General features: G+C 44.0%; 12 protein-coding genes. All 12 read right to left on the bottom strand.

Features of this window, described 5'->3' with window-relative positions; all coding sequences use genetic code 11:
- Positions 1–34: 34 nt before the first annotated feature.
- Genes mrdA through secD form a run of 12 tightly spaced genes read right to left on the bottom strand, consistent with a single transcriptional unit; the run spans position 35 to position 13,411 of the window.
- A complete protein-coding gene (mrdA, locus tag H0Z23_RS05690; protein ID WP_296868110.1) occupies positions 35–1,765 on the bottom strand; it encodes a penicillin-binding protein 2 in 1,731 nt (576 codons plus the stop codon).
- Positions 1,749–2,222 carry a rod shape-determining protein MreD gene (gene mreD, locus H0Z23_RS05685; RefSeq protein ID WP_296868108.1) on the bottom strand — a complete coding sequence of 158 codons (474 nt, stop codon included), beginning with the start codon at positions 2,220–2,222 and terminating at the stop codon, positions 1,749–1,751. The genes mrdA and mreD overlap by 17 nt, the downstream gene beginning before the upstream one ends.
- A complete protein-coding gene (mreC, locus tag H0Z23_RS05680; RefSeq protein ID WP_296868107.1) occupies positions 2,219–2,995 on the bottom strand; it encodes a rod shape-determining protein MreC in 777 nt (258 codons plus the stop codon). The genes mreD and mreC overlap by 4 nt, the downstream gene beginning before the upstream one ends.
- 42 nt (positions 2,996–3,037) lie before the next feature.
- Positions 3,038–4,105 carry a rod shape-determining protein gene (locus H0Z23_RS05675; RefSeq protein WP_296868105.1) on the bottom strand — a complete coding sequence of 356 codons (1,068 nt, stop codon included), beginning with the start codon at positions 4,103–4,105 and terminating at the stop codon, positions 3,038–3,040.
- 25 nt (positions 4,106–4,130) lie between these two features.
- Positions 4,131–4,766 (bottom strand): MBL fold metallo-hydrolase, encoded by a 636-nt coding sequence (locus H0Z23_RS05670; RefSeq protein ID WP_296868102.1) that lies wholly within the window; start codon positions 4,764–4,766, stop codon positions 4,131–4,133.
- Complete coding sequence (gene dtd / locus H0Z23_RS05665) at positions 4,766–5,218, bottom strand: D-aminoacyl-tRNA deacylase (RefSeq protein ID WP_296868150.1); 453 nt, start codon at positions 5,216–5,218, stop codon at positions 4,766–4,768. Before dtd ends, H0Z23_RS05670 begins: the two co-directional genes overlap by 1 nt.
- A 6-nt stretch (positions 5,219–5,224) precedes the next feature.
- Entirely contained in the window at positions 5,225–7,501 is a 2,277-nt protein-coding gene (locus H0Z23_RS05660; protein WP_296868148.1) for a bifunctional (p)ppGpp synthetase/guanosine-3',5'-bis(diphosphate) 3'-pyrophosphohydrolase, read from the bottom strand.
- Between the two features lie 56 nt (positions 7,502–7,557).
- Positions 7,558–9,216: a DHH family phosphoesterase gene (locus tag H0Z23_RS05655; protein WP_296868100.1), complete on the bottom strand. Its 1,659-nt coding sequence runs from the start codon at positions 9,214–9,216 to the stop codon at positions 7,558–7,560.
- Between the two features lie 9 nt (positions 9,217–9,225).
- On the bottom strand, positions 9,226–9,618 hold the full coding sequence (locus H0Z23_RS05650; protein WP_296868098.1) for a LapA family protein: 393 nt from the start codon (positions 9,616–9,618) through the stop codon (positions 9,226–9,228).
- Between the two features lie 34 nt (positions 9,619–9,652).
- On the bottom strand, positions 9,653–11,086 hold the full coding sequence (locus tag H0Z23_RS05645) for a radical SAM protein (protein ID WP_296868097.1): 1,434 nt from the start codon (positions 11,084–11,086) through the stop codon (positions 9,653–9,655).
- Positions 11,087–11,128: 42 nt separating this feature from the next.
- Entirely contained in the window at positions 11,129–12,004 is an 876-nt protein-coding gene (gene secF, locus H0Z23_RS05640; protein WP_296868095.1) for a protein translocase subunit SecF, read from the bottom strand.
- A gap of 21 nt (positions 12,005–12,025) precedes the next feature.
- A complete protein-coding gene (gene secD, locus H0Z23_RS05635; protein WP_296868146.1) occupies positions 12,026–13,411 on the bottom strand; it encodes a protein translocase subunit SecD in 1,386 nt (461 codons plus the stop codon).
- Positions 13,412–13,429 lie beyond the last annotated feature (18 nt).

The following is a 13,429-nucleotide window of genomic DNA, read 5'->3' as shown; positions in this document are numbered from 1 at the left end:
ATAAATATAATGCCACATATTTACATATGCCACATCATCGGGAACCATTACAGAGGAAACTCAAAAGTTGACCCACTATGGGTGCAGCAGCACTGCTTCCATGTCCTCCTCCTTCTACCAGAGCTACAGCCACATACTTAGGATCTTTAGAAGGAGCATAACCAACAAACCATGCATGGTCTTCACCGTGGGGGTTCTGAGCCGTTCCCGTCTTGCCTGAAACCTCCACCCCATACCTTCCTGCTGGCCTTCCAGTACCCGATTTTACGACCTGATATAAAGCTTTCCTTATAAAGCTTAAAGTCTTATTTGAAAGGCCCAAATCTTGAACCTCTACGGCTCTGCCCATGTAAAGTCTCGGACGAACTAATTTGCCTCCATTTGCTATGGCCGCAAATACTCTTGCCATCTGGATCGGAGTAGTTAGCAAAAAACCTTGGCCTATAGAATAATTAACCGTATCCCCAAGGTACCAACTCTCCCCAAAGGTACGTTTCTTCCATGTCGGATCAGCTACAAGGCCATCTGCCTCTCCCGGTAAATCTATACCTGTTATTTCTCCTAACCCTAACTTCCTGCTCCAAAAGGCTAGTGCGTTTATCCCTGCCTCTAACCCAACCTGATAAAAGTAAACGTCACAGGAATCCCTGATTGCTCTCTCTAAATTTTCAGTTCCATGACCTGTCTTTTTCCAGCACCGAAAAGTTCTGTTACCTAATCTGAATGCACCTCCACAATAATACGTCGTATTCGGAGATATCTTTTTTTCAGCTAAGGCGGCATAGGCCGTTACGACTTTATACGTCGATCCCGGCGGATATGTGCCACTTATTACCCTATTCATCATTGGCTTATCTCTATTTTTCAGGATAAGTTTCCACTCCTTGCTTGAGAGCCCCCAAGCGAGGGAGTTTGGATCGTAACCTGGAAAACTGTATAAAACTTTCACATCACCATTTTTTACGTCCATAGCAAAAACAGCACCTTTTCTGCCACCAAGTAGAGATGCTGCATAACTTTGAGCATTCAGATCTATTGTTAGGACCACCTTTTCCCCAGGCATAGGTTCTTTTCTATTCACCACTCTTACCCTTCTGCCCTTGGCATCCACTTCTATTGCTTCCTCACCATATTCTCCTCTTAGCTTGTCCTCGTAGACCAGCTCCACACCAGCTTTACCTATTACGTCCCCACCTCTGTACCCTTTTTCACCTAAATTCTCAAGCTCTTCCTTTGTAATTTCTCCTACGTAGCCTAAAACGTGGGGCAATAAATTACCTGTTGGGTAAACTCTCCGCATCACAGGCAGAGGAAAAAGAAACTCAGGAAATTCTGGATCGCTGATCAAATCGGAAACCTGTGCAAGGGTAAGATTGAGAAGCACAGTAACTGCATTATAAGGAACAGTATACTGTTTTTTGATAATGTCTTTTATCTTTTTTTTCGAAATGGGGATACCGTGTCTTAAAAATATTCTCTCCAGGAGCTGTAGCCTTCCTTTTTTCATTAAATCCTGGGGATATCCCATGAGATTGAAAACCTTCATGCTGGTGGCCAAAATAGCCCCATTAGCATCTACGATATCCCCTCGCGATGGTGAAAGCCTTATAAACCTCAACCTGTTTTGCGCAGCCAAACTAATATATTTATCCGCTTGAATAATCTGGAATCTGAAAAGGGCTACGATTAGCAGCAACAGGGAAAAAACAACTAACAATCTGAGTATTTGAATCCTATTCTTGTTAGGATCAAGCTTGTGGGGCATTGCTCTTATTCCCTCGCTTATAAAAGACAAAGCCAAAGATGATAGATAGCACAACAGCATATGACTGCTGGAGGGCCACCTGGTATAATAAATAATGAGAAGGAATCCCTAAAATGATCAACCTAAAAACGGCCACGGTTAAATGACCCATCAACATCACAGCAGCTAAGATCACAGGTGTGCGGCCGTTTTTGGGCATTAAATTCCAAAACCAAAATGATAATATTAAAGCTACAGTATAAGCCAAAGCGTTGAGTCCCAATATTCCTGCCCACCTGAGATCCCAACACAAACCACCCACAAAAGCAATCCATATCATCCTTGATAGTCCATAATTTGATGTGATAGATTTATAGCACACAAACATCAACATAAAATCAGGGATCAACATCCATCCCCTTAAAAACACCTGAAGTAGATCCTGCAAAAACCACATCAAAAGGGAATTTATTATCATTTTTCGCCACCACTAGGGATATATATCTGAACCTGATACATACGAGAAAGCTGAGCCTTACTTTTTACAACGAAAACACTATAACCGTCTTTTTCCTCCAATACGCCTCCCACAGTACCAATAGGTAGACCTGCCGGTAAATATTCATTAACTAAAGCTGTCTCAATGTTCATGCCACTAGCTACAGGGCTTTCTGAAGGAATATAAAGGAGGCGCAGGGAGCCTTTGCCATCTCCTGCAACAACACCTAAATCCCTTGTTTCCGAAACAACTGCAGGGACCATCATTTCCAAGCCTGTTAGAAGCCTCACCCAGGCCTGATGGGCACTAACCTTATAGACCCTTCCTACCAAAAATCCGTTGTTTAAGACAGCAAAGCCTGGTCTTATCCCCTCTTTACTGCCTTTGTTTATCCTGAACTTTTCCCACCAATCTTCAGGTCTGCGCAGAGTTATTTCCGCCGTCAACATGTCAGATTCACCAAGTTTTACATCGCCTTGCCTAGCTGCCAGCAACACTTTAAGCTTCACATTTTCGTCCCTCAGTACCTCGAGCTCTTCTTTAAGGTTCAAGCCTTGATCAAACCAAAATACGGCCTTAGCCACAATCCTTCTCGCAGTAAAAGCAGGAAACTCCGGTAAGCGCAAGGCCCTCTCTGAGAAATCGGAAAGCCTCTGAGTAAGGTTAGTGTTAGCAGAGGACAAAAGCAAGGTAACCCCTAACAACAAAGCTATAGTTCCATGTACAATTGCAAAATTTAGCTGTCTAAACAAGGAGCCTCACCTGTTTCAAAACAGCATCTTCCTTCATCTCCATTACCGCGTACCATGGTCCACGGAAATTACCACCTTTTTCATTGAGCCTAAATTATCCAAAAGTTTGCCTAGTCCTTTAGCTACAGAATATTTTGGTTCTTCCGCCATAACAACAGGGGCATTCAGTTCCTGTGATAACCTATGGTCAAGTCCTTCTAGCATTGCCACACCTCCTGTTAGCACCAACCCTTGATCTGCTATATCTCTGGCCAGCTCAGGAGGCGTTTCTTCCAAAGTTTCTCTCACCATCTCTATTATTTTGACTATTACAGGGTCGATCGCCTCCCTGACCTCAGAGCTTGAAATACAAATAGCTTTAGGAAGGCCATCTTTGAGATTCCTACCCCTTATTTCCATTATCTTCTCATTTTCCAAGGGCAATGCCGAACCCAGGGTGTTTTTTATCTCCTCAGCTGTAGAAGGACCTATGACCAAGGTGTATTTTTGTCTTATCATATTCATTATGTTCTCATCCATATCGTTCCCAGCCATTCTCAAAGAGTTGCTAACTACTACTCCACCCAGAGAAAGGACCGCTATTTCGCTGGTCCCACCTCCTATGTCGAGGATCATGTTTCCCCTTGGTTCATTTATAGGCAAACCAACTCCCAATGCTGCAGCCAACGGTTCTTCTATTACATATGCCTCCCTCGCTCCGCCATCCAAAGTGACATCGATAAAAGCTTTTCTCTCCACTTCGGTTACGTATACAGGTGCACATATAACAACCTTTGGGTGACTAAAAAAACCTACACCTCCACTGACCTCGTTTAGGACGTGACTGATCAGCGCTCCTGTCATTTCAAAATCAGCTATGACACCATTTTGGAGGGGTCTTACGGCTTCCACCCCTTTAGGGGTCTTGCCTTCCATAGCTTTTGCTTCTCTACCGAAAGCAATAATCTCTTTAGCGCTCTTCCTGGTCGGGCGCCTATAAGCTATGACAGAAGGCTCATCTATGACAATTCCCTTACCCTTCACATACACTACAATGTTAGAGGTTCCCAAATCTATGCCTATATCCTTACCAAAAACCCCAGCAAGTGAACCAAACATTCCTTTCACCATCTTTCAATAAAATCTATTAAGGCCTTTACTCTTCCATAGGCCAAAAAGGATTATTTCTCCTCTCTGCCCCTATAGTGGTATCTGGACCATGACCGGGAAAAACTTGCATGTCATCCTTAAGCCGAGCAAGTTTTTTTAAAGAACACTCTAGTTCCCTCTGATCTCCTCCAGGCAGGTCTGTCCTTCCTATACTTTGGGCAAAAAGGGTATCACCTGATAAAAGTATAGCTTCGTCTTCGTCATTGGCCATCAAGCAGCAGCTTCCTCTAGTGTGTCCCGGCGTATGAATAACTTCTACTTTCATAGAGCCTATCTCTAAAACTTGACCATCTTGCAATTTCTGTTCCGCAGGCTTAGCAGCACACGGCTTGCTAAGAAATGCAGAAAGGTTGAGCTCAGGCTTTTCCAATAACGGAGCATCTAACTCATGAATTCCTACTCCTTTTTTCGCCAAAGGTCTTATCTCCTCTAGGCCGAAAATGTGATCAGAGTGGCCATGGGTAAGTAACACCATTTCCAATCCTATATTGGCATTCTTTATAAATTCTATAACTTCTCCCATAGGACCGCCAGGGTCAACGAAAAATCCTCTGCCATCTGAATCCCAAACTAAATAGCCGTTAGTCCATAAGGGACCTAAAGGAAACCTTTTTATGTTCATTAACCTAAGACCTCCTTACTATCCACTATAAGTGTAACCGGCCCATCATTACACAACTTTACCTCCATGTGGGCTTGGAACTTGCCCTCCTCTACCTGTGTACCAAGGGACCTTACGGAGTCTATAAATGCTTCATATAATTTTTTAGCCTTTGAAGGCTCAGCAGCCTTCACAAAAGAAGGCCTTCTGCCTTTACGACAGTCTCCGTATAAGGTAAATTGGGAAACCACCAACATTTGGCCTCCTAAATCCTTCAGGGAAAGGTTCATCTTGCCCATTTGATCCTCAAAAATCCTTAAATTTACAATCTTCTCCACCATCCAACTGACATCTTTATCTGTATCGCTCTCAGTGACACCTAAAAGGACTAAAAGCCCCTTATCTATTGCTCCTATAGTTTCACCTTCGACTGTCACTTCTGCCCAATTTACCCTCTGTATCACAGCCCGCACAGGCATTCACCCCCGTATTACTTCTATTACACCCTTTACCACATTGATTTTAGCTATTATTTGATAAAGATGTTCTATATCCTTCACCTTCAGATCCACAACCATCCTGGCTCTCCCTGTACCTGTGACGGAAGCTCTTACCTGAAGGATAGTCCCATCACATGTATTTATGGTATGAGCAACATCTGCAAATAGCCCAGGCCTGTCTGTCCCATCAATTCTGAGTCTCGTACTGTAGCGTTCTGATCTTCTACTACCCCACTCAACTTCTACCAATCTGTCCCTGGGAATCTTACTAATGTTAGGACAGTCGTCCTTATGCACAATTACGCCTCTTCGCTTTGTAACTACTCCCACTATGCGATCCCCTGGAAGAGGCTTGCAACAATTTGCCCTGCCCACAAGAAGGCCTTGAATGCCTTGTACTACTATCTCTGCATCATATGTCTTAGCTTCTTCCTTTTCTTCTTTTACTGCCTCTAGAACCACCTCTTCTTTTGCCGCCTTTGAAGTTTCCAATCCCAGATACTTAGAGGCAACCTGGGATGCCCCAACTTCGCCTGTCCCTATGGCCATTAGTAACTCCTCAAAATTGGAGTACCCTATATCTTTAGCCACCTTGTTTAATAGAGACGTTGATAAAGCTACGCCTTTGTCTTCCTCTTTTTCCTTGTGCAATCTCTTTTTTATTTCTCTTGTAAGGTATTCTTTCCCTTTTGTAATCTTTTCTTCTCTTTCGTTCTTCTCTTGTTGCCTAAAATAAGACCTTATCTTACTTTTTGCCCTATTGCTTTTCGCTATATTTAGCCAGTCCCTTGACGGCTTTCCATGAGGAGAGGTAAGAATCTTTACTATATCGCCATTTTGGAGCTCGTAGTCCATAGGCACGATCCGGTTATTTACCATGGCCCCAATGAATTTATTGCCCACCTCTGTGTGAATTGTATAGGCAAAGTCCAGCGGTGTAGAACCTAAAGGAAGGGAAATTACATCTCCTTTCGGAGTGAACACAAAGACCTCAGAGGAGAGTACATCAGCTTTCACATGCTCCAAGAATTCAGAGGGTTCAGATGTTTCTGCTTGCGCCTCCAAAGCTTGTCTTATCCATGATAGTTTCTGATCTAGCTCGTCAAGCTTTTGCTTGCCCTCCTTGTACCTCCAGTGGGAAGCGACACCGTACTCCGCCAGCCAATGCATATCCCAGGTTCTTATCTGAACCTCCAAAGGCTCACCACTAGGGCCTATAACTGCTGTATGTAAAGATTGGTACATATTGCTCTTGGGATTAGCTATATAATCGTCAAACTGACCTGGAAGAGGTTTCCAAATAGTATGCACTACACCTAATACCGTATAACAAGTTGCCACATCATCAACTATAACTCTAAGGGCCAATAGGTCGAAAAGTTCCTCTAAAGAGACGTTTTTCCTGCGCATCTTCTCATATATGCTGTAGAAGTGCTTGGCCCTACCAGTTATATGGGCCTTTACGCCCATCTCATTAAGCTTCCCTTCCAATATAGTCATGGCCTGTTTTATGATACTTTCCCTTTCCGGAAGCTTCTTTTTAACCCTCCGCCTTATATCATAATAGGCCTCCGGATCGGCCACTTTGAAAGCTGCGTCCTCCAATTCTCTCTTTATTTGGTATATACCCAACCTATGTGCCAGAGGGGCATAAATCTCCAAGGTTTCCTTTGCTATTCTGACCTGTTTATCCGTCCTCAGATACTGTATGGTCTTAATGTTATGGAGCCTATCCGCCAACTTTATAAGAACTACTCTAATATCTTTTGCCATAACGAGGAACATCTTCCTGAGGTTCTCTGCCTGATAATCCTCGAAGGACTTAAAAGTGATTTTCCCAAGCTTGGTAACTCCGTCAACCAACAAAAAAACGTCTTCCCCAAACAGAGTTGCAATCTCCTCAGGGGGCACGGAAGTATCCTCCAACACGTCGTGCAAAAAGGCAGCTTTCAATGTACTTACATCTAGTTCCATATCAGCAAGGATAGCAGCCACGCGCACAGGGTGAACCACATAGGGTTCCTTGGAAAGCCTGAACTGGCCATCATGGGCCGTGGCGGCAAATACAAACGCTTCTCCACATCTGATAAGATCTTCCTTTGGCAAATAGCTGGACGCTTTAGCCCAAAATTCTTGCCAGGCCATTTTTACGGACATATCTCTTTGGTCTTTGGGCAAACGCCCGACAAAGCTATCCCTTAGAAGACGCATGGATTTTTTCTTCTGGGTTGCCTGCATCTCCGTGGCTTTCTTCATTTTCATATTCTCATCATCTTTCGGCCTATTTACATCACCCGTCATGGTCAATCCCTTTATTCACACCGATTCACTACTACTCGATCTAACAACATATCAACCTTGACGTTTCCTCGCCAATAATTTATTTTGGGCCTATAAATCCAGCCATATGAATCTATTATTATATCCTTACTTGACGCCCCATTGAAGGCTATGTAGCTGTTTTCTCCCGATTTTACCCTGAAATGCCTTCCATCCTTACCTAGGGGGAGTAATTCCAAAGGACTTTCTCTTTTGGCAAAAAACAAAGGAGCGGGGTTGCCCACCCCAAAGGGACCCAATTGCTTTATTTGTAACACTTCGTTCAAAGACAAACAAGAAGGAGAAATATCCAATACTTCCAGTTCTTCAAAGGAAGGTTCTATGCCTTTAAGTATGTTGTCCATGCGTTCTTTCAGCTCATCCCACTTTTTAGCATCCACAGAAAAACCTGCAGCAAACTTATGCCCTCCCCATGCCTCAAGATATGGTGCCACCTCCGTTAAAACCTGAAGGGCATCTGATCCTTTCGGCACCCTCAGGGTGCCTCTTATAACCTTCCCAACTGGTGCAGCCAAAGCTATGGCCTTCCCCGTTTCACTGCACAAGCGGCTAGCTACACCGCTCAAGACGCCAGCAGGCCATTTTTCATCGCATACTACATGTTCTCCTCTTTCAATTAATGGCCAAAGTTCTTCTAACAAGTTACTTGATAGACATTGCCGTCTTCTGTTCAACGCTATAAGCTTTTGCACATAGGTTTTCACATTATCATGCCCCAAAAGGACTTTCACGGAAAGTTCTGCTAAGTCAAGCCTACCTGCTGCGTTCAGCGCAGGAATAACTCTCATGGAAAGGTCTTCCTCATCAATAACGTTGACGTTAAGCCTCATTTCACCAGCCAAAGCAGCAAGACCACCTCTGGTTTGCTTGCGCAATACATTTATACCTGCCTTGACAAGCGCCCTATTCAGAAGCCCTAACGGCATTGAATCTGCTATAGTTGCGAGGGCAACAAGGTCAAGTTTAGAAATCAGCCACTTGGGATCAAAAATACGGCTCTTTACGGCCCACTTCCACAAAACCCCAGTGGCACAAAGAGTTTTGCTCTCTGGGCTTCCGGTTACATAGGGATTGACGACTACTACCCCTTCCGGAAGGGCATCTCCAGGCGCGTGATGATCAAATACCAAAACATCAATACCTGCTTTTGCAGCTTCAGATAAAGCTTCTATATCTCTGGTGCCACAGTCAACCACTATCAAGAGGTTACATCGATCGCGAGCCAAATCTCTGATGATACTCTTATGAACTCCGTATCCTTGTTCATGCCTGTGAGGAATAAAATACCGCACGCTTAAAAAACTTTTCAGTGCCATCTCCACAGCTAGAGTGGTGGCACAAACGCCATCCACATCGTAGTCTCCGTAAACTGCTACTCTTGCGGCACCTTTGTTCCTCTGCCACACATTTGCAGCTTCTTTCTCTTCTTCGGTATACTCTAGCGATAGCAAGGCGCTTTTTAGGCTCGGGTTAAGCCACTCCCGAGCCCTTAGAATGTCACCTCTGCCAAAACCATATTTAATCCTTAAAAGGGCAGCCACTATAGGTGAACAGCCGCACTTGGCTGCCAGTTCGTCATCTTCCGATTTTAGGGTCTTGAGGGAAACCCTTTCTAATGGCCATATGTTCAAAACGTCTTACTAGTCCCCCTCTTTCTCTGTTTTTTCAGTTGGCTGAGTCTTTATTTCTTTGACTTCTTCAGCAGCCGAAGGATAGGTGGTCTCAGATTCCACCTTCTCATTCTTTTCGCCTATCGCTTTGATCAGTGAATTTTTTTCTGCTTCTAGGTCTTTGATTTTCTTATCTTTTTCTTTAATTTGCTTTATTAATTTAGCTCGACTTTCCACAAGAGCAAACAAAGAAACCAGCCACATTAACACTCCTCCGGCCGCAAAAAGCAGAACCTCCCATATACCTTGAGGTAGCTCTCTTTCCCAACTGAAAAATTTAACGACTACTTCCTGAGGATTCTGAAATGCATAAAGAGCCGCAACCAACATAGCCACCGCTATTGCCAAAGCATAACTTCTCACCCTTTACCACCTTCCCCCTTGAGCCTAAAAACTTTTATTTGACCTCTATCCTTTTCTTTATTCTCTCCAAAGGCTCCTTTTTGTCTTCCTTTTCCAAGCTTTTAAGATACTTGCTGCGACCTCTTTCTTCCCACTCAGGCCCAAAAATTGATCTTATTTCTTCACTATATTTGTCCAACCCAAGCACAAGATCTTTTAAGAGCGCCTCTGCCCCTGGATGGGTAGGTTTTGCCCTATATTTTTTAACCAACTCTCTCAGTACGTGGGGGTGATCTATTATCAAACAAGGACAAAGGAGATTATCGTCATCATAAGGCTGAGCTTCTCTTATAGCCTTAAAAAAGTCGCTCTGGAGCACCTCCAAGAGGGACTTCTCCTTTATATTATCCACCGCGAAGTGAACGAACACACACGGCTCAACATCTCCGCTCGAAATAATGTGAAGATATCTCTGCCCTCCAGCCATACATCCATCTACATAAGGACCGTCGTTCCAAAAATCCCCCAAAAATATGGGATATTTGCTTCGCCATTCTTCCACTTTTTCGTGAAGCGCGGCCCTCTGCTGTGGAGTCGCCATATAATTCAAATCAGGCGCGCCACCCGTGGGAATATACTGGAAAAACCATCCGACCTTACAACCTTTATCCAGCATCTTTTCGATAAATTCATCTTTTAGAAGATACTCCGCACTACTTCGAGTAAAGGTAGCACTGAACCCATACAATATCCCTTTTCGCCTCAAAAGTTCAAAAGAGTTCATAACCTTTTCGTATACACCAGGCCCTCGCCTGTAATCTGTTTCTTCCTTCGACCCTTCCACCGAGAGCATAGGGGCTACATTGCCCATCTCGGCTAGCCTATCGGTCATCTTATCATCCAGCAGTGTGCCATTCGTGTAAACCTGAAAATAGCAATCATCATGCTTCTCCCAAAAGTCAAGAAGATCCTCCCTAATAAAGCATTCGCCTCCAGAAAAAGTAAAAAAGTACATTCCCAACTCTTTTGCCTCACTGATAACCCTGTCCACAACCTCTATGGGAAGGTCGCCTTCCTTGGAATACGCCGACGCATAGCATCCTTTACAATTGAGATTGCAGCGCATTGTGGGGCTTATAACCATAAAATTGGGGATGTGTACTCCTAACTCCTTTTCCTTACGGTCTCGGATAGCTCTCCCCAAAATTATAAAATTGACCAAAAAATTTAAAATTGCTTTCTTTCTGCAGTTTTCGTTGAGCTCAGTAAATACTCGGCGAAATACCCCAACGAACGGATGGTTCGTTCTGGCCATTTCTGCCAGCTGAGCAAAACTTTCCCTGAAATATTTTGCCGGAGCAAGCTTGGACAGAAGGTCAAACAAACCAGCCAGTTTTTTTTCATCCCCACTCTCAACTACCTTCACTATTCTCTCTATGAGAGTGGCCGATATCACCCCTTTCAACCTTTCAAAAGCTGAAATAGACATTGCGGCACACTCCTTTCGGTTTATAACTCCTACCTAAATTATCTATTTTTTCTCCGGAGAAGCCAAATACCACTCTGCCAACAAGGCACTAGCTACATAAATAGAACTATAAGTTCCAACTATTATTCCTACCATTATAGCGAACGCGAAATTGGCAATAACCGGCCCTCCCCACAAGAACAAGGCTGCTACGGGCAAGAACGTGGTCAACGAAGTATTTATGGTCCTAGATAGGGTCTGATTAATGGACATGTTAAGCACATTGATTATTCCCTCTTTACCCAAAGACTTCCAATTTTCCCTTATCCTGTCCAATACAACTATAGTATCATTTAGCGAATAACCCACAATGGTAAGTATTGCCGCTATAAAGGGAAGAGATATCTCTCTGCCCGTCAGGCTGAATACCCCTAAAGTTATCAAAGAATCATGCACTAGGGCTATTACGCTCACAACGGCAAAGCGGAATCTAAATCGAAGGGTTATGTATATCAGTATGCCAACTAAGGCTATGCAGACAGCAACTATCGCCTGTTTCCGCAAAGCCTTTCCCACTACAGGGCCTACTTTTTCCAGGCGTAAAAGCTCCATGCCAGGATATTTAACTTTTAGAACAGAAAGAATGCTGCTTACAGCTTCATCACTGTCGGTCTTCAGTCGTATTATGAACCCACGATCGCTATAAGCCTGTATTATGGCCTGCTCCGCTCCAGCTTCACTCATCACGCTTCTTACCTCGGAAACATCTGTTGGTGCTGGCAACTGAATTTGAAGGAGATTCCCTCCTCTAAAATCTATGCCCAAGTTCAAGCCCCTAAACACTAACAAAGATATGCTTCCTAAGACTAGAATTATGCTCAGAAGCAGGGCTATTCTCCTAACGTTCATAAAATCTATCGAAAAATTCTTTCCAAACATAACCATTTTCCTCCCCCGCTCCTACTTTACGGACCTAGCCCGATATAGTCTATAAAAGGTCTGCAAAAGCGCTCTTGTTACCACTACCGCACTAAAGACACTGGCAAAAATACCTATACTCAAAGTGACGGCAAAACCCTTTATAGGGCCACTACCAAAATAAAACAAAACTCCAGCAGCTATTAGCGTCGTCAAATTTGCGTCCACTATAGTCGTAAAGGCTTTGCGGAATCCGGCATCCACGGATGCATAATATGTCTTTCCAGAGCGAAGCTCCTCTTTTATCCGCTCATAAATCAAAATATTGCCATCCACGGCCATGCCTATGCTCAAAATTATACCCGCTATACCAGGCAAAGTTAGAGTGGCTTTAAGGCTCACTAAACCAGCAAAAAGAAGAAGCAAGGCTGTCAGAAGGGCGATGTTCGCCACGACTCCAAGCCAACGATAATAAATAAACATGAAAACCAAAACCAAAATAGCACCTATAATTCCTGCTTTTAAACCAGAACGTATGGAATCCGCGCCCAACGTGGGGCCTACCGAACGATTCTCCAATATCTCTACTGGCACAGGTAAAGCTCCAGCTCTAAGCATTATAGCCAGCCTCTGAGCTGAAGACGCCGAAAATCTGCCAGAAATTTGAGCCCTTCCACCACTTATCCTTTCCTGAACAACGGGAGCCGAAATAACTTTACCGTCCAACACTATGGCTATCTGCCTTCCAACATTGGACGCTGTGGCATCCTCAAAAAGCTTGCTGCCCTCTTTATCAAACTCCAAAGAAACAACAGGTCTGCCAAGATTATCGTAGGTAGCCTTAGCATCCACCAGCGATTTACCAGTGACATACACCTTGCCAAGCAAGTAAACAGCCCCTTCGTCATCTGTGGACAAAGTCAAGCCAGCTTTCTTTCCTACTTCTTCCTTAAGTTGGGCAGCAAGAGCATCACGCTCCTCTTTCAATGAGTTCCACCGGGAAAGGGCCTCCTCATATTCTTCCTGGCTATCATAATTTTGCCTTTGGGGCCCTGGAGGCATAGGAGGTTGGGAGCTAAGAACCTCTCGGAACTCAAGCTGAGCAGTTTTACCTATGAGTTCCAATGCAGCCTCAGGATCAGAGACTCCAGGAAGGTCCACAATAACCCTATCCTTCCCTTCCCTTTGAATGACCGGCTCTGAAACACCATACTGGTCAACTCTATTCCTTAAAACTGCAATCAAGCGTTCTATACTATCGTCCGTAAGCGGATTTTCTGGTGTCCCCTTGGCTTTAAGGAGTATATGGGCTCCTCCTTTCAAATCCAACCCTAGCTTTATTTTCCCCTCTATGGGATAAATGGTAACAGCAGCAGCTAAAATAACTAAAGCCACAAGCATTAGCCGCCACTTATCTCGCCTTTGCATCATCAATATCCTCCTTTA

It is taken from the genome of Thermovirga sp. (assembly GCF_017656375.1).
Lineage (GTDB): Bacteria > Synergistota > Synergistia > Synergistales > Thermovirgaceae > Thermovirga.
The sequence above is the reverse complement of the archived record's forward strand: the minus strand, read 5'-3'. Positions and strand labels throughout refer to the sequence as shown.